20 protein-coding genes are annotated in these 20,868 nt (G+C 73.8%); 8 read left to right on the plus strand and 12 right to left on the minus strand.

All coding sequences use genetic code 11. The features are described from left to right. Positions 1–6: 6 nt before the first annotated feature. Positions 7–816 carry a nuclease-related domain-containing protein gene (locus tag ABT123_RS07760; protein ID WP_351310827.1) on the minus strand — a complete coding sequence of 270 codons (810 nt, stop codon included), beginning with the start codon at positions 814–816 and terminating at the stop codon, positions 7–9. A gap of 201 nt (positions 817–1,017) precedes the next feature. On the opposite strand from ABT123_RS07760, the gene ABT123_RS07765 reads away from it, so the two are divergent. From ABT123_RS07765 to ABT123_RS07775, 3 genes are all read left to right on the plus strand, one after another. After that, entirely contained in the window at positions 1,018–1,602 is a 585-nt protein-coding gene (locus ABT123_RS07765; protein ID WP_351310829.1) for a hypothetical protein, read from the plus strand. Between the two features lie 97 nt (positions 1,603–1,699). Continuing rightward, on the plus strand, positions 1,700–2,581 hold the full coding sequence (locus ABT123_RS07770) for a hypothetical protein (RefSeq protein ID WP_351310831.1): 882 nt from the start codon (positions 1,700–1,702) through the stop codon (positions 2,579–2,581). Next, a complete protein-coding gene (locus tag ABT123_RS07775; RefSeq protein WP_351310833.1) occupies positions 2,578–3,864 on the plus strand; it encodes an ATP-binding protein in 1,287 nt (428 codons plus the stop codon). The genes ABT123_RS07770 and ABT123_RS07775 overlap by 4 nt, the downstream gene beginning before the upstream one ends. Positions 3,865–4,631: 767 nt before the next feature. Here the strand turns inward: ABT123_RS07775 and ABT123_RS07780 are convergent. From ABT123_RS07780 to ABT123_RS07790, 3 genes are all read right to left on the minus strand, one after another. Further along, positions 4,632–4,898, minus strand: a complete 267-nt coding sequence (locus tag ABT123_RS07780) for a DUF8847 domain-containing protein (RefSeq protein WP_351310835.1) — start codon at positions 4,896–4,898, stop codon at positions 4,632–4,634. 10 nt (positions 4,899–4,908) lie between these two features. Beyond that, positions 4,909–5,658: a TetR/AcrR family transcriptional regulator gene (locus ABT123_RS07785; protein ID WP_351310837.1), complete on the minus strand. Its 750-nt coding sequence runs from the start codon at positions 5,656–5,658 to the stop codon at positions 4,909–4,911. A gap of 137 nt (positions 5,659–5,795) precedes the next feature. Beyond that, positions 5,796–6,725 (minus strand): AurF N-oxygenase family protein, encoded by a 930-nt coding sequence (locus tag ABT123_RS07790; protein ID WP_351310839.1) that lies wholly within the window; start codon positions 6,723–6,725, stop codon positions 5,796–5,798. Between the two features lie 177 nt (positions 6,726–6,902). On the opposite strand from ABT123_RS07790, the gene ABT123_RS07795 reads away from it, so the two are divergent. Continuing rightward, complete coding sequence (locus ABT123_RS07795; RefSeq protein ID WP_351310841.1) at positions 6,903–8,012, plus strand: ferritin-like domain-containing protein; 1,110 nt, start codon at positions 6,903–6,905, stop codon at positions 8,010–8,012. Between the two features lie 78 nt (positions 8,013–8,090). On the opposite strand, the gene ABT123_RS07800 is transcribed toward ABT123_RS07795, so the two are convergent. Both ABT123_RS07800 and ABT123_RS07805 read right to left on the minus strand, forming a co-directional pair. Then, on the minus strand, positions 8,091–9,551 hold the full coding sequence (locus tag ABT123_RS07800; protein WP_351310843.1) for a penicillin-binding transpeptidase domain-containing protein: 1,461 nt from the start codon (positions 9,549–9,551) through the stop codon (positions 8,091–8,093). Further along, positions 9,548–10,930 carry an FtsW/RodA/SpoVE family cell cycle protein gene (locus ABT123_RS07805; protein WP_502970901.1) on the minus strand — a complete coding sequence of 461 codons (1,383 nt, stop codon included), beginning with the start codon at positions 10,928–10,930 and terminating at the stop codon, positions 9,548–9,550. The genes ABT123_RS07800 and ABT123_RS07805 overlap by 4 nt, the downstream gene beginning before the upstream one ends. Positions 10,931–11,068: 138 nt before the next feature. Here ABT123_RS07805 and ABT123_RS07810 point away from each other — a divergent pair, with 138 nt between their 5' ends. From ABT123_RS07810 to ABT123_RS07820, 3 genes are all read left to right on the plus strand, one after another. Next, positions 11,069–11,464 carry a DUF6325 family protein gene (locus ABT123_RS07810; RefSeq protein ID WP_351310847.1) on the plus strand — a complete coding sequence of 132 codons (396 nt, stop codon included), beginning with the start codon at positions 11,069–11,071 and terminating at the stop codon, positions 11,462–11,464. Beyond that, positions 11,464–11,742 carry an SHOCT domain-containing protein gene (locus tag ABT123_RS07815; RefSeq protein WP_351310849.1) on the plus strand — a complete coding sequence of 93 codons (279 nt, stop codon included), beginning with the start codon at positions 11,464–11,466 and terminating at the stop codon, positions 11,740–11,742. Before ABT123_RS07810 ends, ABT123_RS07815 begins: the two co-directional genes overlap by 1 nt. 477 nt (positions 11,743–12,219) lie before the next feature. After that, a complete protein-coding gene (locus tag ABT123_RS07820) occupies positions 12,220–13,398 on the plus strand; it encodes a C40 family peptidase (RefSeq protein ID WP_351310851.1) in 1,179 nt (392 codons plus the stop codon). Here the strand turns inward: ABT123_RS07820 and ABT123_RS07825 are convergent. From ABT123_RS07825 to ABT123_RS07845, 5 genes are read right to left on the minus strand one after another with little or no spacing between them, the layout of a single operon-like run. Next, positions 13,338–14,609 carry a styrene monooxygenase/indole monooxygenase family protein gene (locus ABT123_RS07825; RefSeq protein ID WP_351310853.1) on the minus strand — a complete coding sequence of 424 codons (1,272 nt, stop codon included), beginning with the start codon at positions 14,607–14,609 and terminating at the stop codon, positions 13,338–13,340. The genes ABT123_RS07820 and ABT123_RS07825 overlap by 61 nt on opposite strands. 23 nt (positions 14,610–14,632) lie before the next feature. Further along, on the minus strand, positions 14,633–15,247 hold the full coding sequence (locus tag ABT123_RS07830; protein WP_351310855.1) for a GTP-binding protein: 615 nt from the start codon (positions 15,245–15,247) through the stop codon (positions 14,633–14,635). Then, positions 15,228–15,608: a DUF742 domain-containing protein gene (locus tag ABT123_RS07835; RefSeq protein ID WP_351310857.1), complete on the minus strand. Its 381-nt coding sequence runs from the start codon at positions 15,606–15,608 to the stop codon at positions 15,228–15,230. Before ABT123_RS07835 ends, ABT123_RS07830 begins: the two co-directional genes overlap by 20 nt. Then, positions 15,605–16,117 carry a roadblock/LC7 domain-containing protein gene (locus ABT123_RS07840; RefSeq protein ID WP_351310858.1) on the minus strand — a complete coding sequence of 171 codons (513 nt, stop codon included), beginning with the start codon at positions 16,115–16,117 and terminating at the stop codon, positions 15,605–15,607. Before ABT123_RS07840 ends, ABT123_RS07835 begins: the two co-directional genes overlap by 4 nt. Further along, the gene (locus tag ABT123_RS07845) at positions 16,114–18,894 is read right to left on the minus strand and encodes a nitrate- and nitrite sensing domain-containing protein (protein WP_351310860.1); all 2,781 of its coding nucleotides are present in this window, start codon (positions 18,892–18,894) and stop codon (positions 16,114–16,116) included. The genes ABT123_RS07840 and ABT123_RS07845 overlap by 4 nt, the downstream gene beginning before the upstream one ends. Before the next feature lie 419 nt (positions 18,895–19,313). Between ABT123_RS07845 and ABT123_RS07850 the strand changes: the two genes are divergently transcribed. Then, the gene (locus ABT123_RS07850; protein ID WP_351310861.1) at positions 19,314–20,099 is read left to right on the plus strand and encodes a hypothetical protein; all 786 of its coding nucleotides are present in this window, start codon (positions 19,314–19,316) and stop codon (positions 20,097–20,099) included. A 44-nt stretch (positions 20,100–20,143) separates the two neighbouring features. Here ABT123_RS07850 and ABT123_RS07855 read toward each other — a convergent pair whose 3' ends face one another. Continuing rightward, positions 20,144–20,830: an ABATE domain-containing protein gene (locus ABT123_RS07855; protein ID WP_351310863.1), complete on the minus strand. Its 687-nt coding sequence runs from the start codon at positions 20,828–20,830 to the stop codon at positions 20,144–20,146. Between the last annotated feature and the right edge of the window lie 38 nt (positions 20,831–20,868).

Genomic DNA, 20,868 nt, shown 5'->3' on the forward strand with positions numbered 1-20,868 from the left:
GGTGGGTTAGAGCCAGGTGTGGATGGTGCGGGCTGTGGTGTATAGGGCTTCGGTTTCTGGGGGTTTTAGGACGCCGGCCTCCTGCGCCAGCGTGGCGGTGGCGCCGGGGCGTAGTACGCGGATGTCGCGGACCGTGGGGGCGATCTCGATGCGGGAGGCGTCGACCACGGCCAGCGCCGGGGTGACCGCGACCGCCAGGGCGCGGGAGGCGTGCCCGGCCGCGCGGCGGATCCAGCGGGGGTCCGGGCGGGGTTCGGTGCGGCCGACCGTGAGTAGCAGGTCGCCGATCTGGGTCCGCTGGCGGCGGCCCGGAACCGCCCGGACGCACAGCACGCCTGCCGGCCCGATCAGCAGGTGGTCGATGTGCCCGGCGCCCGGCAGCGGCACACCGTGCAGGATCCGCCAGCCCGCGCCCTCCAGCTCGTCCAGCTCGGCGCCCATCCGCTGCTGGGCCAGCAGGTCCTGGCGCAGCCGCGCCCGGGAGCGGGCGCCGATCGTCCCGATGCCGTGGCCGAGTTCGCCGAGCAGCGGCTCGCCCGGCCGGTTGGGGGCCAGGTCGTCGTCCGGGTGCAGGGCCAGGCGTCTGAGGTCCTCCCGGGACGGCACCGGCGGCGGGCCGACGGTGTAACTGCCGGTCAGGTACGGGCGCAGGGCCGCCAGTACCGCATCGCACTGGTCCTCCGCGAGCACGCTGACCCGGCCGGTCTCCCGGTCGTACCAGGCCACGCTGCGCCCGTCGGGCGTGCTGACGTACAGCCGTCCACGGCTGAGCCTGCCGGCCGGCCGGACCCTCAGTCCGCGCGAAGTCTTCGCCATCGGCGTCACCCCCGCGGTCCATGGGAGCAGCCGGGGCCGTCCTCGGCAATCCCCCCGACAGGCCCGGGCCTGGATCCTGCGGTTGTGTAACGACTCCGTGGGCACAGTGCTGGCTGCCTGTTACACAACCTGGGCGATGCCGCAACGGCCGCCGCCTACGTTGAGCGTCATTCGTTCGCACCGGCCCGAAGGATCCTTTCCGTGAGCACCGCCGCCCGCCGCCTTGTCCTCCGCGCCGCCGCCGTCGCCTGCGTCGGCGGCGGTGTGCTGGCCCTGCCGGCCGCCGCCCTGGCGGACGGCCTGCCGGCCACGGCCCCGCGGATCCTGGTGAAGAGCCTCACCCTGGCGGACGGGGTGTCCACGGCCCACGTGTACCGGGTGGCCGAGGGCGCGTACCAGGCCGACATCATGAGCGGCGGGATCAGGGTGGCCGCCCTCAGCAGCCGGGACGGAGTCGCCGGATCCGCTGGTACGGACGCGCTGCGCGTGTCCCTGCAGCCCGACGGGCGGCTCTCCTCCTGGGTGCCGGCCCGGGGCGGCAGCTCGGACAGTTCCGCGGAGAGGGCTCCGCTCGGCCGGGACGGGCGTAAGACCGCGCAGCGGAGCGGCGCGTCCGCCGAGGCCCCGCTGCGGGCCGCCGGGCCGGCCGAGGCGCTCCGGCTGAACACCCTGGCCGACGAGCCGGGCGACGGCATGCTGCTGATCGCGGCGGGCGGCGGCATGGCGGCCGTCGGGGCCGCCGGGCTCGGTTTCGCGATGCTGCGCCGGGGCCGGACAGATAGTTGAGGGCAAAACGGACTTAGGTCCGCATATGGTTGAACGGACAGTGTCACCCGTTTCCCCGTTTCACCCGTTCCGTCCGTTCAAGGAGGTCGCAGGGTCCGTGAAGCCGCCCCGTGATCTCCGCTGCCCGCGCCCCCTGCGCACCCTGCGCCCGGCCGCCGCCGCCACCGCCGCCCGACGAATACCCGTCGCCGCCCTGCTCGTGCCCGTGTCCCTGCTGGGCCTGGCCGGGTGTGGGAACGGCACGGGCGGGCTGGCCGCCGCCGGGCCCACCCCCACGGCGAGCGGGCCGGTGCACCTGTGGCCCGGCCGCCAGGGTGCCTCCGTACTGCCCGCCGATCCGGGCGGGGCGCCGCCCGAGTACGTCCGCGGGCTGCCGCCCGTCACCGATCGGAACGTGCACCAGGTGGACCCGGTGGAGCTGGTCCAGGCCGAGCTGACCACGCACGGCGACCGGATGGTGGGCCCGGACGGCATGCCCGCGGAGACCGTCGAGGCCATCCGGTCCTGCAAGCCGGGCCAGGCGGGCGACGAGGCCGGCCGGGCCGGGCGGTGTCCGGTCCTCAAGCCGTACTACCGGGACCTCACCGGCAACCACCGGGACGAGCTGATCATCGGCATCGAGCTGCCGGGGCCGGAGCAGCTGATGTCCGTACGGGTCTACACCGCCGACCCGGACGGGCGGCTCAACCGGATCATGGCCACCACCCAGCCCGTGATCAGCGTGGAGCTGGCCGGCCGGGACCTGATCCTGCGGATGCCCAGCGGCAACCCGGGCTACGAGCTGTCCACCGCCTGGTCCTACGACGACCGGCAGCGGTCGATGCTGCCGACCCGTGAGCAGATCACCCGGGTGCCGGCGGCGGCGCCGCTGCCGGCGCCGGCCGACTCCGGGACGCCCGGCACCCCGGGCCCGGCGGCCAGCCCGGCCGCGGGCCCTGCTGCGAGTCCTGCCGCCAGCCCTGTCGTGAGCGCCTCGTGAGACTCCGGCTGCCGTCCTGGACCGCAACGCTGACCTTCAAGTCGGCGTGCTTCATCGTGGGCATGTGCTGTTCGCTGACGGTCGTGCTCGGCGTCCTGGTGCATGCGGAGGTGACCCGGCAGACCGTCGCCACGGCCCGCGAGAAGGCCCTCGACAAGCTGACCGAGGCTTCGCGGCGCTACGAGGCGGGCGAGGCCCTGCCACCGGAGTCCGGGATCGACCCGGCGGGGCTGCCGGAATCGCTGCGCGCGCTCGCCCTCGCCGGACAGCGCGGCACCCTGGTGGCCGGCCACGACGGGCGGCCGACGATGTGGGCGGCGGCCCCCGCCGACGGCCGGGCCCTGGCCACCGCCATCGACTACACGCAGAGCGCGCGCACCATCAGCGGCCTGGACCACGCGATCATCGGTTCGTCCGTACTGGCCATCGGCGGCACCCTGCTGGTCGGCGCGTTCGCCGTCACCCGGGTCACCCGCCGGCTGCACCAGACCGCGACCGTTGCCCGCCGGATCACCCAGGGGGACCTGGACGCTCGGGTCGGGGATCCCCGTACGGAGGATCCGGCGCGGCCACAGGACGAGGTGGCCACGGTCGCCGGGGCACTGGACACCATGGCGGCCACCCTCCAGGCGAAGCTGCTGAGCGAGCAGCGGTTCACCGCGGACGTGGCGCACGAGCTGCGCACCCCGCTGACCGGGCTGCAGGCGGCCTCCGAACTGCTGCCGGCGGGGCGGCCGACCCAGCTGGTGCAGGAACGCGTCCGGACGATGCGGCAGCTGACCGAGGACCTGCTGGAGATCTCCCGGCTGGACTCGGGCAGCGAGCAGGTCGAGTCGGAGCTGCAGCAGCTGGGGGCGCTGGCGGCGCGGGTGGTGCGGGCGTCCGCCGCCACGTCCGCCGGCCGGGCGGCGGCGACTGAGGTCGTCGTGGTCCGCGACGCGTACGTGGAGACGGACCGGCGGCGGCTGGAGCGGGTGCTGGGCAATCTGGTGGCCAATGCGCACAAGCACGGGCGGGGGCCGGTGGTGCTGACCGTGGACGGGCCGGTGGTGACCGTACGGGACCACGGCGACGGCTATCCGGACTACCTGGTGGCGCACGGTCCGCAGCGGTTCCGTACGGAGCCGCAGGCGGGCGGCAAGGGGACGGGGCTGGGGCTGACGATTGCGGTGGGGCAGGCGGAGGTGATCGGCGGCCGGCTGCGATTCGGCAACGCGCCGAACGGCGGCGCCATCGCAACCCTGACGCTGCCGGAGCCGCCGCCCTGCTCTTGCCCGCACTAGCGGGCCTCCGCCGCCACCGCTCCGTTCCGCCCGACCGGGTCTGAGCCGCCACCCCCGCTCCGGCCCGCTGCGCGGAGCTGCTCCCCTACCCGCCCCTCCCCACTCCCCGAGGCTCCGCCCCGGACCCCGCCGGGTGCCCGGGCTCCGCCCGGCACAGGCCCTCGGGGCTCCGCCCCAGAACCCCCGCCGGGGTGCACCGGGTGCGCCCGGCACCGCCTTGTCGGGGCTCCGCCCCGGACCCGCCCGGGCGCGGGCCCGGCACCCCGTTCCTGGGGCTACGCCCGGCCCCGCGGACGCGGGGGAAGGAGCAGGCCCGCCCGGTGTCCGGGCTGCGCCCGGCACCGCCTTTTCGGGGATCCGCCCCGGACACCGCCGGGTGCCTGGGCTCCGCCCGGCACAGGCTCCCTCGGGGCTCCGCCCCGGCCCCTCCGCATTCCGGAGCTGCGCCCGGCACCGCGTTCGCGGGGCTCCGCCAGGGCGCGGAGTGCGCCCGGCGCGCCTTCGTCGGGGCTCCGCCCCAGGGTGCCGCCCGGGCGCGGGCTCCGGCCCTGCGTTCCCGGGGCTACGCCCCGCCCCCGCCCGGGGTGCGGGGTAGGCCCCGGCCTACCGGGGCTCCGCCCCAACCCCCGCCGGGGCCCGGGCCCCGCCCGGCACCCCGTTCCCGGGGCTCCGCCCCGACCCCGCCCGGGTGCGGGGGGCGTATGCCCGGCTTACCGGGGCTCCGCCCCAACCCCCGCCGGGGGCCCCGGCACAGCCCAAAGCCGCGGCTAGCGGGGTGGCTTGGTCCAAGGCCAGCGGAGTTGGGGTTTTTGGCCTGTGGGGTCGTACTCGTACTTCCAGCCCTGCTGGAGTCGCAGCCGCTTGGAGTAGCCCGCCGGGACGCGCTTGTAGAGCAGGACCGTCGGCGGGCCGCCCGTCGGGTCCGGGACCGGGATCTCGTACCACTTCGGCGGGTGGCCGGTCGGGCCGAGCAGGATCGGGAGGACCCGGCCGTCCATCGGGCCGCCCTCGAAGGGGGTGGGTTGGCTTCTCACCCCACCAGTGTCACAGCAGGTGGGCCGCCTCGGAGACCACCGGGATCACCCGCCGGGCCAGCACCCCCACCGGGCCGTCCGCCGACTCCATGGCCAGGGCCGCCCGGGCCGCTGCGGCCGTCTCCGGGTCGGTGGCGGCCGTCGCCGTGAGGAGGGCGATGAACTGGTCGACCAGCCAGTCGCGCAGCTCCTCCAGCGCCGGCTGCTTGCCCTCGTCGATCCAGATCAGCGAGGCCGCCTCGACCGCCGTGATCCAGGTGCGGACCATCATCCGCAGCCGCGGCCCGGGCGCGGGCACGGCCAGGTGCAGCAGGATCTGGTCGGCGGCGGTGCGGCGGATCTCGTCGACCGTGGCCGTGGTGCGGGAGGTCTCCACCACGCTGCCGCCCTGGAGCAGCGCGCTGAACCCCGCGTCGTGGCCGTCGACGAAGGCCAGGTAGCGGTCCAGCGCCCGGGACAGCCGCCGGGTCAGCGGGCCGGCCTGCGGTTCGGCGAAGCACAGCTCCAGTTCGTCCGCCGCCGAGCGCAGGGCCGCCTCGTACAGCTGCTGCTTCCCGCCGGGGAAGTACCGGTAGACCAGTGGCCGGGAGACCCCCGCCGCCTCGGCGACGTCGTCCAGCGAGACGTCCTCCGGGACGCGCTGCGCGAACAGCGACAGGGCGGCGTCCAGCAGCTGTGCGCGGCGCTCCTCGACACTGAGTCGGCGGTACGCGCGGGGGGCCGGCGGGGCCGGCGGGACCGTGGGCGTCGTCCGGGTCATGTCCGCAGGGTATCCCCCGTACGGGTCACCCGGCCGGTACGTCACAGGCCATGGCGTCAGGTCATGGCGTACCGGCCATGGTGTCAGGGCATGGGCGTACCGGCCATGGTGTCAGGGCATGGCGTCAGGCCATGGCCTCAAGCCAGCAGGCCCGAGCTCTTCCAGAGCCTGCGGCCGACTCCGCGCAGCACGCCGATGTCGTCGAGGAAGTCGGTGAGCCGCTTGGCGCCGGTCTGCATCACCTCCCGGCGGTGGCCGCTGGCCCGGACCTGGGCGACGGCCTCGCGCCGGTCCAGGCCCACGTTCTCGTACACGGCCGGGTTCACGAAGGCGAGCGAGAAGACCCGGGCGGCCTCCCCGCAGCTGATCCGGGTGAGTTCCTGCTCCCAGCGCGGGGCGGTGACCATCTGCCGGCGCAACTCCTCGCGCGCGTACCGGACATGGCGGGCCTCTTCGATCACGTGGATCCGGGTGACCCCGCGGACGAGGGGCTGGACGCGCTCGTCCGGGAAGGTCAGGCGCTGCATCCAGTCGAGGATCTCCTCGCCGAGGAGGGTGCAGGCGAAGGAGCCGGGGGTGGTGGAGACGGTCTTGAGGACCCGGGCCAGGTTGTGGTTGAGGCGGGAGACCGGGTAGTCGGGCGCCCCGGCCTTCTGGATCATCCGGGCGAACATCATCGAGTGCCGGCATTCGTCGGCGATCTCGGTCAGCGCGTAGCGGACGTGGTTGCTGGTCAGCGACTTGTCGTAGATGTGCCGGACCAGCAGCTGCATCAGGATGATCTCGAACCAGATGCCGAGGGAGGCGAGGGCGGCGGCCTCGTGGCGGGAGAGGTCGATGCGCTGCTCCTCGCCCATCCGCTTCCACATCGGGGTGTCGTAGAGGGAGAGCAGCTCGGGCGGCCAGTAGTACGTGCCGTCGACGGTGGGGGCGTCCCAGTCGAGTTCCCGGTCCGGGTCGAAGGAGTGCTTGGCGGAGGATTCGAGCAGCCGCTCGGCTACCTGCTCACGGTCCTTGAGCAGGCCGAGCGCATCCCGGAGGGCGGTGCGGTCGGTCACGGTGGTCATGGAATCGGGCACCTCGCGAGTGGGTTACCGGCGGTTTCGAGCGGTCTCCTCTTATGAGACTGCCTGTCAGCAAAGCTCGTCAATCCCTCGCGCACGACTTGTTGACCCCGCGTCTACCAACGTGTTGCACTGCCAACTGACCCGTCCCGCAAGGTTTTTGGAGAAGAGGGCCGTCAGTTGTCGACGCACGAGCTCTACACCACCGACCCGGGCGAGAACGTCTGGCAGGTCCCGGCCTCCGGCGCGGCCCGCTTCAACTGGGAGTACGACGGCGGGCGGGAACGCCTGCTGGCCCTGTACCAGAAGGGCAAGGACAAGCAGTGGGACGGCAACCAGCGGATCGACTGGGACCTCGAGGTCGATCCGTACGACCCGCTCGGCACCCCGGACGAGGTCCTGAACCTCTACGGCACCCGGCACTGGGCGAAGATGACGGAGCGGGACAAGGGCGACCTCCGCCGGCACTACACCGCCTGGCAGTTCAGCCAGTTCCTGCACGGCGAGCAGGGCGCGATGGTGTGCGCGGCGCGGATCGTGGAGTCGGTGCCGGACCTGGACGCGAAGTTCTACTCCGCCACCCAGACCATGGACGAGGCCCGGCACGCGGAGATCTACGGGCGCTTCCTGCACGAGAAGATCGGCATGCTCTACCCGATCAACGACAACCTCCAGGGCCTGCTGGGCGACACCCTCCGGGACTCCCGCTGGGACATGCCCTATCTGGGCATGCAGGTGCTGATCGAAGGGCTGGCCCTGGCCGCGTTCGGGATGATCCGCGATACGACGGACAAGCCGCTGCCGAAGCAGATCCTGTCGTACGTGATGCAGGACGAGGCCCGCCATGTCGCCTTCGGGCGGATGGCACTGCGGGACTACTACCGGCAGCTGACCGACGCCGAGCTGCGGGAGCGCGAGGAGTTCGTCATCGAGGGCTGCTACCTGATGCGGGACCGGATCCGCGGGGTGGAGGTGCTGGAGAACTTCGGCATCCCGAAGCGGGAGGCGGAGGAGATCAGCGAGCAGTCGGAGTTCCTCCAGCTGTTCCGGAAGCTGCTGTTCAGCCGGATCGTGCCGTGCGTGAAGGACATCGGACTGTGGGGCGAGCGGCTCCAGAAGGCGTACCTGGACATGGGGGTCTTCGACCTCGGCGACTCCAACCTCGACCTGCTGATGACCCAGGACGAGGAGCTCGCGGAGGCGCTGGACGCGGAGCGGTTCGCGGCGGAGGAGGCGGCCCGGGTGGCGGAGGTCGAGGCGGCCATCACCCAGAGCACGGACGCCTCTTGACGATCAGCCAGTCTTCACCGAAGAACGGCAGGTCGGTCGCGTTCCCCGAGTAGACGGGCCGGCTGACGGGCCGGCCCGTCAGTGCTTCAGGGCGGCCTGCATCACCGCGCGGGCGATCGGGGCAGCCGCGCTGTTGCCGCTGATGTCCCGGCGGTTGGCCGCCGCGTCCTCGACCACCACCGCCACCGCGACCTCCGGCACCGGCGCGTGCTCCCCCTTCGCCCAGGCGATGAACCAGGCGTACGGGGTGCCCGCGTTGCCCACCCCGTGCTGGGCGGTGCCGGTCTTGCCGCCGACCGTGGCGCCCGCGATGGCCGCATTGCGGCCCGTACCGTCCTCCACCACCCCCACCATCAGCTCCTGCAGCCGCAGCGCGGTGGCCGGGTTCATGGCCCGCCGCCCCAGGGGCTGCTGCCCGCCCCGCCGCACCGGGTCCCCGTCGGCCTGGGTGGTGGCCTCCACCAGGTAGGGGGACTTGACCTCGCCGCCGTTCGCGACCGCCGCCGCGACCATCGCCATCTGCAGCGGGGTCGCCTTGGTGTTGAACTGCCCGATGGCGGACAGGGCCAGCTGGTCCCGGCTCATGTCGGTGTCGAAGTCCGACCGGGACACCCAGGCCGGCACCCGCAGCCCGGCGTCGTTGAAGCCGAACCGCTCGGCCGCCGCCACCATGCGGTGCAGCCCCACCTGCACGCCGATCTTCGCCATCACCGTGTTGCAGGACCAGCGCACCGCCTCGGCCATCGAAGCGTCCTCGCAGCCCTTCGCCGCGTTCGGCAGCAGGGTGTGCGTGCCGGGCAGCGGGTACGGGTCCGGGGTGCGGGTCGGCGCGTCCACGTCCGTGACCACGCCCGCGTCCAGCGCCGCCGCCGCCGTCACGATCTTGAAGGTGGAGCCGGGCGGGTAGGTCTCGTGCAGTGCGCGGTTCAGCATCGGGCGGGTCGGGTCCCCGTTCAGCCGGGCCCAGGCCTCCTTCACCTGCGGCCCCGTCCCGGACAGCACCCCCGGGTCGTACGAGGGGCTGCTCACCAGCGCCAGAATGCGGCCGGTGCCGGGCTCGACCGCCGCCACCGCACCCCGCTTGCCCGCGAGCCCGGCATACGCGGCCTGCTGGAGCGCCGCCCTGACGGTGGTGGCGACCCGGCCGCCGGCCGGCCGGCTGCGGGCGAGCTCGTGCCAGAGCGGGAGCGCGGACAGCCCGGGGTCGGTGCCGGCCAGGATCCTGTCCTCGGCGCGTTCCACGAAGCTGGTGCCGTAGGTCTGCGAGGAGAAGCCGGTGACCGGGGCGTACAGGGCGCCGTACTTGTACGTCCGCTCGTAGCGCAGGAGCTGCCGGCTGTCCCGGTTCCCGGTGACCGGCCGGCCGTCGACCAGGATGGGGCCGCGCGGCTGCGCGTACCGGGCGATGACGGCCCGCTTGTTGGCCGGGTTCGCGGCCAGCGCCTCGGCGTCGACCAGCTGCACCCGGGCCGCGCCCAGCAACAGGGCGGCCAGCAGCAGCGCACAGAACCAGGCGCACCAGCGGATGTAGCGGATCATGCGCCGGTCACCCCCTCCGCAGTCGCCGCGGGTGGGCGGGGCCGGCGGGCGCTGTCGCTCAGCCGGACCAGCAGCGCGACGATGATCCAGTTGGTGACCACCGAGGAGCCGCCCTGGGCCAGGAAGGGCATCGCCATGCCGGTGAGCGGGATCAGCCCGGTCACTCCCCCGGTGATCACGAAGACCTGGAGGGCGACGATCGAGGCCAGGCCGGTGGCGAGCAGCCGCCCGAAGGGGTCGCGGAGCGCGAGCCCGGCCTCGAAGCCGCGCGCGACCAGCAGCCCGTACAGCAGCAGGAGGGCGACCAGGCCGGCCAGGCCGAGTTCCTCGCCGGCGGTGGCGAGGATGAAGTCGGATTTGGCGGCGAAGCCGATGAGGAAGGACTGGCCCTCGCCGAGGCCGGCCCCGAGCAGCCCGCCCGCACCGAAGGCGAACAGGGACTGGGCGAGCTGGCCCGGCCCCTCGCCGCGCTGGATGGAGGCGAAGGGGTTCAGCCAGTCCTCGACCCGGCCGTTGACGTGCGGTTCGAAGGTGCCGACGGCGTACGCGCCGAGGCCGGCCAGCAGCAGGCCGACGGCGATCCAGCCGATCCGGCCGGTGGCGGTGAACAGCATGATGACGAACAGGCCGAAGAAGAGGAGGGAGGTGCCGAGGTCCCGCTCCAGGACCAGGACGCCGACGCTGAGCAGCCAGATCGTGAGGATCGGCCCGAGCACGCGCATGGGCAGCATGCGCAGGAACCAGATGCGGCGGCCGGTGAGGGCGAGGGCGGTGCGGTTGGCGGCCAGGTAGGCGGCGAAGAAGACGGCGAGCAGGATCTTGGCGAACTCGCCGGGCTGGAAGGAGAGTCCGGCCATCCGGATCCAGATGTGGGCGCCGTTGACGGGCGGGAAGAACACCGGGACGAGCATCAGGACGAGGGCGGCGGCGACCGAGAGGTAGGCGTACCGCTGGAGCACCCGGTGGTCGCGGAGGACGGCGACGACCAGGATGAAGAGCGCCACCCCGAGCGCGGACCAGACGAGCTGGGTGCCGGAGGCGGGGTGGGCGGGGGTGGTCAGGTCCAGGCGCTGGATGAGGACCAGGCCGAGGCCGTTGAGCAGGACGGCGATGGGGAGCAGGACCGGGTCGGCGTACGGGGCGGCGAAGCGTACGGCGAGGTGCGCGAGGAGGCCGGCCGCGGCGAGGCCGGCGGCGTAGCGGGAGGCCTCGGCGGGGATGTGGCCGAGGGTGGCGAGGCCGACGTAGAGGTAGCCGAGGACGGAGAGGGCGACGGCGCCGGTGAGCAGGGCGAGCTCGGTGCCGCTGCGCTTGGCGTGGGGGGTTCCGGGGGGTGGGACGGGATCGGGATCCGAGGGGTCCGCCACCTTTGCCGTCAATGCGGTCATTTGGGAAACGTAGCAAGCTCCCTGAGGTTATGTCCGGCTATGTCATAGTGAGCCGAAGAGTCGTCAGAGTGGTCGTCAGAAGGTCGTCGGAAGCGATGCGGAGCCAGCCGCGGTCAGGAGCCAGGCGGGATGGTCATGGGGCCTGTGGAGTTCATCGTCCTCGCCTTTCCCGAGGAACAGCTGCGGGTGCCGGCGGTCGAGGCCGTACTGGGGCTGCGCAAGACCGGCAACGTCCGGCTGATCGACGGGCTGGTCGCGTCGAAGACGGCGGCGGGTGAGGTGATGGCGGCGGAGTTCGACGAGTTCCGGGAGCTGCAGGGGCTGCTGGCCGGACGCGATGTGGCGCGGCTGATCGGGCCGGAGGACGTACAGGAGGCGGCCGACCTGCTGGACCGGGGCAGCTGTGCGCTGCTGCTGCTGGTGGAGCACGTGTGGGCGGCGGACGCGGCGGTCGCGGTGCGGGCGGCGGGCGGACGGATCGCGGGCTCGGTCCGCATCCCGGTGGAGCGGCTGGGGGTGGCCTGATGTTCATCCGGCCGGTCGGGGATGTGGTGCATCCGGCGGAGCGGGCGGCGGGGCGGCCGTTGCTGCGCGGGCTGTTGGCGCGGGGGGCGTACGTCTGGGACGGCGGCGAGGCGGGGCACGCGGCGGCCGTGGCTGCGCCGCCTGCTGCTGCCCCTGCTGCACCCGCCGTGCAGGCCGAGCTGGCGGACCAGCTCGGCCGGCTGGCGGACCTGGCCCGCGAGGGCCTCCTGACCCCGGAGGAGTTCACCGCGGCGAAGTCCCGCCTGCTGGACCGCTAGGGGGCCGCTGCGCGGAGCCTTCCCCCCACCCCGCCCCTTCCCGAAACCGGGACCTGCGGCCCCGGACCCCGCTGGGCGCACGGGCTCCGCCCGGCACCCTCACCACGGGGCTGCGCCCCACACCCGCCGGTTCACGGGCTCCGCCGGAACCTGGGGCCTGCAGCCCCGGACCCCAGGGCCGGGCCGGGCCCGGAGGGCGGAGCCCCCGAAACGGGGTGCCGGGCGAAGCCCGTGCACCCGACCGTGGGGCTGCGCCCCACACCCGCCCGGGGCTGCGCCCCCCACCCCCACCACGGGGGGGCTGCCCCCCCCGGGGGGCTCCGCCCGGCGCCCGTATCCGGAGCCGGAGCCCCACCCTCCGCCCCGAGCACGGGGGCTCCGCCCCGGCGGGCCGAATGGGTGAGGGCGCGGGCATGGCCGGGTTGGTGGGGGGATTGTCGTATTTGGGGTGGCAGGGTGGGGGGTGGAGGTGACCCCATGTCAGGTCGGGTGCTGCGTAACGCTTGTGTGGTCGTGGTGTTGCTTACCGCGCTGCCCGGTGGCGTCGCCAGCGCCCAGCCCCCGGGCGAACCCGCCGCGCCCGCCGATGTCGGGCGGCTGCTCGTCCGGCTCCAAGGGCTCTATCAGCAGGCGGAGGAAGCCACTGAGGCATATAACGCCACTGAGGTTGCGCTCAAGAGCCGGCAGCAGGAGGAGCGGCGGCTCAGCGGGCAGTTGGGGGTGGCGCGGAATGTGCTCGGGAAGGAGCGGGCCGAGGCCGGGCGGTTGGCGCGGGTGCAGTACCAGGAGGCCTCCGGCGGGCTCTCCCCGTACGCCCGGGTGCTGCTCTCCGGCGATCCCCAGCGGGCCCTGGAGCAGCAGCGGATGACCGGCCGGGAGGCCCTGCACCGGGCCGCCGTCGTCTCCCGGCTGGCCGGGGCCGAGAAGCGGGCCGGCACGCTCGCCACCCAGGCCCGCAAGGCCCTGGACAGCCAGCAGGTCCTGGCCGCGGAGCAGAAGAAGCACAAGGAGGCGGCTACCGCCCGGCTCAAGGAGGTCGAACGGCTGCTGGCCTCGCTCACCGCCGATCAGCTGGCCGAGCTCTCCGCCCGGGAGCAGGCCGGCACCGACAAGGCCCAGCGCGCCCTGGTGGATTCGGGGCGGCTGCCGTCCCGGACCGGCACCCCGACGGCCGCCGGAGGTGTCGCGCTCGGCTATGCGACCGCGCAGCTCGGGAAGCCGTACGTGTGGGGCGCCGAGGGCCCGGCCTCCTTCGACTGTTCCGGGCTCACCTCGCAGGCCTGGGCGCACGCCGGCCGGACGATCCCCCGGACCAGCCAGGAACAATGGGCGAAGCTCCCCAAGGTGCCGCTGGACCGGCTGCGGCCCGGGGACCTGGTGGTCTACTTCCCCAAGGCCACGCACGTCGCCATCTACGCCGGCGACGGCAAGGTCATCCAGGCGCCCCGGCCCGGCGCCAAGGTCAAGGTGTCGCCGATCGCCGCGAACCCGCTGCTCGGCGCCGTCCGCCCGGACCCGGCCGGCATCCCGCTGGCCGCGGAGGACTACACCCCGCCGCGGCTGCCCGAGGCGGCCTCGGCGGGGGACGATTCCGGTTACTCCGCCGAGGGGGCGCCCGAGGAGGACGCCACCTCCGCCGTGACCTCCGACAGGTAGTCCGCCGCGTCTTCGGGGTCGTAGAAGTAGCCGTCGAAGTCGGCCGGGTTGTCGAAGCCGTTGGCGAACCGGTCCGCCACCGGCTGGAGCTGCCCGGCCGCGCCGATCAGGTTCAGCACGTGCTCCGGCGGCACGCCCAGCATCGCGTTGGTCCACTGGGTGACCGGCTTGCCCGTGGCGAACCAGTACTTGTCGAAGGTGGCCTTCATCCAGGCCTCGTCGAACGGCTTGTCCCCGTGCATCAGGATCGAGGACAGATAGGACGCGGCGCACTTGGCGGCCGAGTTGGAGCCCTGGCCGGTGATCGGGTCGTTGGCCACGACCACGTCCGCGACACCCAGCACCAGCCCGCCGCCGGGCAGCCGCCCGATCGGGTTGCGGACCACCGGCGCGTACCGGCCGGCGAGGGTGCCGCCCGCGTCCGTCAGCTCCGCCTTCGTCGCCCGCGCGTACTCCCACGGGGTGAACTTCTCCATCAGCTCCAGCGTCAGCGCAAGGTGCTCCGCCGGGTCCGTGATGCCGGTGAACACGTCCAGCGGGCCGCCCGGGATGCCCTCCCAGAACAGGATGTCGGCGCGGCCGGAGGTGGTCAGGGTCGGCATCACGAACAGCTCCCCGACCCCGGGGACCAGGTTGCAGCGGACCGCCTCGGTGTCCGGGTGCTCCGGGCGCGGGCCCAGCCCGTGCACATAGGAGACGGCCAGGGAACGCTGCGGGGTGTCGTACGGGGAACGCGCCGCGTCCCGGCCGAACATGGACACCAGCTCGCCCTTGCCGGCCGCAACCAGCACCAGGTCGTGGGTGGCGGAGAAGAAGTCCAGGTCGGAGACGGACGCTCCGTGGATGACCAGCTGCCCGCCGCGCTGCGCAAAGGTGTCCAGCCAGCCGGCCATCTTCACCCGCTGGTCGACGGACTGGGCGTGGCCCTTGAGGCGGCCCAGCCAGTCGACGGGGCGGCTGCCGTCGGGGGCGCCGACCGAGACGCCCAGGCCCTCGATCTTCGGGGCCTGCCGCTCCCAGAAGTTGATCCCCAGGTCCCGCTCGTGCTGGAGCGCGGTGTCGAACATGCACTGGGTGGACATGACCCGTCCGGTGCGGATCTCGTCCGCCGTCCGGTTGGACATGAGGGTGACCTCGTACCCCTTGGCCTGGAGTCCGAGGGCGAGCTGGAGACCGGACTGCCCGGCCCCCACGACGAGTATCTTGCGCATGACGGTGCCTGTGTCCCTTGTCCCTATTCCGGTGTGGTGTCGAGGGCGTGGCCCACGAGCGTCAGCAGCGATTCGACGACCGTGTCCCGACGCCGCGCATCCATGATCACGACGGGCACGTGGGGCGGGACGGTGAGCGCCTCGCGCACGTCCTCCTCCTCGTAGGAGGCGGAGCCCTCGAAGTGGTTCACTGCCACGGCGTACGGCAGCCCGCAGCTCTCGAAGTAGTCGAGGGCGGGGAAGCAGTCACGCAGCCGGCGGGTGTCGGCCATCACGATGCCGCCGACGGCTCCGCGGACCAGGTCGTCCCACATGAACCAGAAACGTTTCTGGCCGGGGGTGCCGTAGACGTACAGGACGAGGTCCTCGTCGAGGGTGACCCGGCCGAAATCCATGGCGACGGTGGTGGTGTGCTTGTCCGGGGTGGCGGACAGGTCGTCGGTGGCGGCGCTGGCCTGGGTCATCACCGCCTCGGTGCGCAGCGGGGTGATCTCCGAGACGGAGGACACGAAGGTGGTCTTGCCGACCCCGAACCCGCCCGCGACCAGCACCTTGACGGCGACGGGGGCGCGGGAGCGGTCGTACTGCCAGGGCTGGACGGCCTCGTCGGAAGCGATATCAGAGACGGCGGAGGCCACTGAGCACCCTTTCGAGCAGTGCGCGGTCGGGGCGGCCGGCGCCGTGTCCGGTCCCGTAGACGCGGATCCTTCCCTGGTCGGCGAGATCGCTGACCAGGACGCGGACGACACCGAGCGGCAGCTGCAGCAGCGCCGCGATCTCGGCGATCGTCCGCATACGGCGGCAGACCTCGACGATGGCGGGCAGCTCCGGCATGCGGTCGCCGCTGCGCGGGGTCGGGTCCAGGGTGGCGACGAAGGTCTCGACGAGCAGGACCTGGGGGAAGCTGGTGCGGCCACCGGTGAGCGAGTACGGGCGGACGCGCGCGGGGCGGCGGTCCGCCCCGCGTATGGGAAGGCGCGACGGCGGCGCGGCAGTCACGTGAGGTTCTCCAGGGACTGGCGCAGCTCGCTGCGGACTTCGGGGGTGAGGACGTGGCCGGCGCGGCCGACGAAGAGCGCCATGTGGAAGGCGACGACGCTCATGTCGCAGTCGGGGGTGGCGTGCACGCCGAGCAGGGAGCCGTCGCTGATGGACATGACGAAGACGGAGCCGTGCTCCATCGCCACCATGGTCTGCTTGACGGATCCGCCCTCCATCAGCTCGGCAGCACCGGTGGTGAGGCTGCCGAGGCCGGACACGATGGTGGCGAGGTCCGCGGAGGCGCCGCGCGGCCCCTTGGGCGGGGCGGGGGCCGGGGCGGGCTCGGCCCGGTCCTGCTGCTCGCCCGCCGCTGCCCGGGGTTCCGTATCGGAGGAGAGGAGCAGCAGGCCGTCGGAGGACACCACGGCGACGGAGACGATGCCGGGCACCTCCTCGACCAGGTCGGTCAGCAGCCACTGCAGGTTGCGGGCCTGGGTGCTCAGTCCGTACGTACTGGGCGCGGTCATGTGCGTGCCTCCTGTGCGGTGTCCCCCTGATCGGTGCGTCCCTCGGCGAGCTCGGCCGCGACGACACGGCGGCCGTCCCGGGCCCCCTGGTAGAACCCGCCGAGCCGGCGCCGCAGTTCCTCGGCGTCGACCCGCTTGGGCTCGGTCTCGGGCTTGGTCCCGGGCTTGGTCCCGGGCTCGGGACGACCGGCGGCCACGACGCGCGGGGTCCGCTTGGGCAGGCCCTTGTCGGTGACGGCGGGGGCCTCGTCGGGGGCGAGGGTGTGGGTGTCCGCCACCGCCTCCGGCCTGGGGGCGGGGACCGTGAACACCTGGCCGGCGGGCGGCAGACCGGGCTCGGCTGCCTCCTCGGCTGAGTCCTCCGGTACGTCCTCCGGCTCGGCCACCACGAGGGTCGGTACCAGCAGCCCGGCCGGTACGCCGTCCTGCTCGGCCGGGGCGGGCTCTGCCGCGGGCTCGGCCGGGGCGGGCTCAGCCGCAGGCTCGGCGGGCTCGGCTGCCGGGGCGGCCTCGGGCTCGGCCTCGTACGCGGCTTCCTCGGCCCGCGCCGCAGGCAGCCGCACATCGGCGGGCGGCTCGGCCGCGGAGGCGTGCTCGGTCGGGCGGAGCCGGGGCGGGAGGGTGTTCTCGTTCGCCTCCGCCACCACGCCCGGGAGCCGCAGCGACGGCGCGCCCGGGACGCCCAGAGCGTGGACCGGGGTGGCCGGCGGGGCCACCGGGAGGAGCGGGGCCGGAATGACGACCAGGGCCTCGGTGCCCCCGTGGCGGGTCGTACGGAGCTCCGCCTCCACCCCGTGCTGCGCGGCCAGCCGTCCGGCGACGTAGAGGCCGAGGCCCAGGCCGTGTTCGGCCTCGGGCTCCGCCTCGTACGCGTCCGGCGTGGCCAGGCGCTGGTTGAGGAGGGCGAGCCGGTCCTCGGTGATGCCGATGCCCTCGTCCACCACCGACAGCACCGCGGCGCCCGAGTCGAGCAGCCAGCCCGACACCTTCACCTTGACGTCCGGCGGCGAGTAGGTGGTCGCGTTCTCCAGGAGCTCGGCCAGGACGTGCGAGATGTCGTCCGCGGCGTGGCCGGCGACCTGTGTGTACGAGGGCAGCGCCTGGAGGTCGACACGCTCGTAGCGCTCGATCTCCGAGACCGCCGCCCGCATGACGTCCACCAGCGGGACCGGCCCCGCCTGCCCGTGCCCGTGTTCCTGCCCGGCCAGGACCAGCAGGTTCTCGTTGTGCCGGCGCATGACCGTGGCCAGGTGGTCCAGCTTGAACAGGGTGGCCAGCCGGTCCGGGTCCTGCTCCTTGGACTCCAGCTCCTCGATGACCGCGAGCTGCCGTTCGACCAGGCCCAGGGTCCGCAGCGACAGCGAGACCGAGGTGGTCGACATGATGCGGCGGTTTTCCTCCAGGCCGGCCCGCAGCTCGGCGAGTTCGTCCTCGAGTTCGGTGCGGCCGGCGGTCAGCGCCTCGTTGCGGCCGATCAGCCGGCGCCGGTCCGCGTCCAGCCCGGCGATCCTGGTGTGGAGCGAGACGGTCATCTCGCGGACCGAGTTCAGCGACCGGACGACCTCGGCGAACTCGTCGTTGCGGCCGGTGAAGCGGACCGGCTCCACCGAGCCTTCCGCGGTCGCCAGCCGGGCGGCACCGCGCCGCAGCACGGACAGCGGCCGGGTCAGGGAGCGGGCGACGGCGGTCGTGGCACCGACCGTGATGAGGAAGAGCACGCCGAGCAGCGCGATCAGCATCTCCAGCGCGGTCACGTCGTCGTCGCGCAGCCCGGCCATGGCCGTGGCGCGTTCGGCGGCCAGCGAGGACTCCACCGACCGCATGCGGTCGATCCGGGCCGTCAGGGCGGCTCCGACCGTCTCACCGCCGAGCTTCCGGTCGGCCGGGGACAGGGTGGGCCGGTCGGCGAGCCGGCCGAGGTAGTCCTCGGCGGCCTTCACCTCGGGGCCGGTGACGGTCGCGGCGAGCGTTTCGCGTACGTCGGGCCGGGCGGTCCGCGCGAAGTCGTCCAGCGCGCCCTGCTCCCGTACCCGGGCCCGCTGCGCGGCGGTCGCGAGTTCGTCCTCCAGGGGGGAGGCGACCGCGGCTGCCGCAGCAGAGGAGGAGGAAGAGGACGAGGAAGACGAAGGCTCGGCGCGGGGGACGGCCAGCGCGGCGAGCAGCAGTCCGCGGGTGGCCGAGGCCTGGTCCACGGCGAGGCCGAGGGGGGCCAGCGGCCGGGTGGTGGCGAGTGCGGCGGTGGCCCGCGGCGGGGTGAGTTCCGCCAGCCGGGCGCCCGGCGCGAGGAGTTCGGCGATGAGGCCGGAGTACGCCTGGTGGGCGGCGAGGGCGCTGCCCTTGCCAGTGACGGCTTCGCCGCGGACGGCCTCGATCCGGCCGAGGACGAGGGCGAGCGGCTCGTCGGCCACCGCCTGGACCTCGGCCGTCTGCCGGTCGACCCGCCCGGACCGCTCCTGCACCGCCGCCTTGCCGGCGCCGAGCCGGCCCTTGGCGACGAACTCGGTGACGGCGTCGCGCTCGTCGGCGAGGACGTGCGCGAGGGAGAGGGTGTGCCGGGCCTGGTCGGCGCGGGTGACCAGGCGCTGGGATTCGTTCAGCTCAGCCGTGGCGGAGAGGACGGCGGGAGAGCCGGCCGCGAGGACGGCGAGGCCGGCGACGGCGACGCTGATGACCAGCCTGCGGCGCACGCGTACGCGGCGTCCCGTGGGGAGGCCTGCGATGGCGGGTCCGTCGGCGGTGGTGGCGGTGCCGTTCTTCCGAGACCGCTTTTTCTGCACCGGTGCTCGCAATCCTGTACGTGTGCTCGTGCTCGTCTACTCGTGTGGCCGAGGTAACGGCCGGTCAACAAGTAAACGCCCCCTGCTCCCTCGTACCGCTTCAGACCATCGCAGTGTGTTGGGGACAGAGCCGCACATCGCCCACCCGGCCACACGAACGAGTGAACATCACGGAGGAGTTGGGGAACAACTCGGCCGCCCCGAGGTCACCCCGGGTCAGCGGGGTTCCGTGGACAGCCGGTTGAAAGATCGATGGGGGCTTTGGCAGGATGCCCGCCCGCAGATTACGCGGACCTTCCGCTTCCGGTGGGTGCCGGTTCCCGCCTCGCGCTGGACATTTGGTACGGACCAGTCGGCGGGCCGGCCCCGGCCACCCCTTTGCCCGTACCGCTTTCGGACATCTCGGGCAGACTGTCTCCATGCGCATCGACCTGGCTTCCGCCCCCGGTAATCCGGAACGCCCCAATGAGGACTGGCTGTCCGCCGTGGTGCCCGCCTGCGGCGGGGGTGGTGTGCTGGTCGCCCTGGACGGGGTGACTCCGCCGGCCGGGGAGGACGGGTGCGTGCACGGGGTGCCCTGGTTCACCGCCCGACTCGGGGGCCGATTGACCGAACTGTCCGGATCGCGGCGGGACATGCCCCTGGACCGGATCCTGGCCGAGTCCATCCGCGACACCGCCGCGGCACACCGGGACAGCTGTGACCTTTCTCACATCCGCACCCCGCAGGCGACCGTGGTGATGGCCCGCTGGGGCGAGGCGTACGTCGAGCACCTCGTGCTGTCCGATTCGGTGCTGCTGCTCCAGTCGCCGGAGGGGGAGGTGACGGCGGTCCGCGACGACCGGCTCGACCGGATCCCGCGCGAGGTGCTGCGCTCGCACGCCGCCACGGATGCGCTGCGCAATGCGTACGAGCGGGAGGGCGCCTTCTTCACCGCCGCGGCGGATCCGGCGGCGGCCGGGCGCGCGGTGACCGGCCGCACCCCGCGCGAGCGGGTCCGGGCGCTGGCCGCGCTGACCGACGGCGCCGGCCGCTGGACGGAGACCTTCGGGGAGGGCGACTGGGCCGACTGCATGGCGGTCCTGCGGAAGGAGGGCGCGGAGGGCCTGATCACCCGGGTCCGCACCCTGGAGTCCGCCCCGGCCACGCCACCGGCCCGCGGGAAGCGCCACGACGACGCCTCGGCGGCCTACGCGGAGCTCTAGCTCCGGCTCCGGCTCCGGCTCCGGCTCCGGCCCTGGCTCCGGCTCTAGCGGCTGTCCGGGTCCGTCGTGCGGCGGCGTTCGGCGTGGCGGGCGACTCGGGCGCGGTTGCCGCAGGACGGCTTGCACCAGGCCTGGCGGCCGTGGCTCCGCAGGAAGTACCGCACGCAGCGCGGCGCCGAGCAGGAGCGGAGTTGTTCGCGCTGCGGCCCCGCCAGGAACTCGATCGCGGCCCGGGCCAGCGCGGCGAGCAGCCCGGCCCGCGCCCCAGACCCGGGGTCGGGCTCGGGCTCCGGCTCCCGCTCGGGCGCGGACTCGGGCCCGGGCTCCGGCTCCGGCTCGGCCCCCGCGTCGGCGGCCGGGAGCAGGGCTGCGGTCGGGGGTTCGCCGGGCGGCCAGGACAGCTGCGGAACGACGGGTTCCAGCGCCGCCGCCGCGTTGAGTGCGGCCACCGCCTCCGCCGCCGGCATCAGCCGGCCCGCGTCCGCCGCGCTCGGCGGCGCCGGGCTGACCGCGCGGGCGAACAGCGCCCGTACCGCCCGCCGCAGACCGGTGACCTCCTGCCGCAGCCGCTCGTCGATGGGCAGCCCGGCTGGCAGTCCGCCGGGGAGCCGGCCCGACTGCTCGCCCAGCCAGTCCGCCAGGCCCTCGACCGTCGCCAGGTCGTCCGCGACACCACCCGCCCCGTCGTGCCGGATGGTGCTCGCCAGCTCCAGAGCCAGCCAGCGCTCCACAGTCGTCCCCCGCTCTCCATGCCCTTGCCCGCTTCCCT

This window comes from Streptomyces sp. NPDC002054 (assembly GCF_040296685.1).
GTDB lineage: Bacteria > Actinomycetota > Actinomycetes > Streptomycetales > Streptomycetaceae > Streptomyces.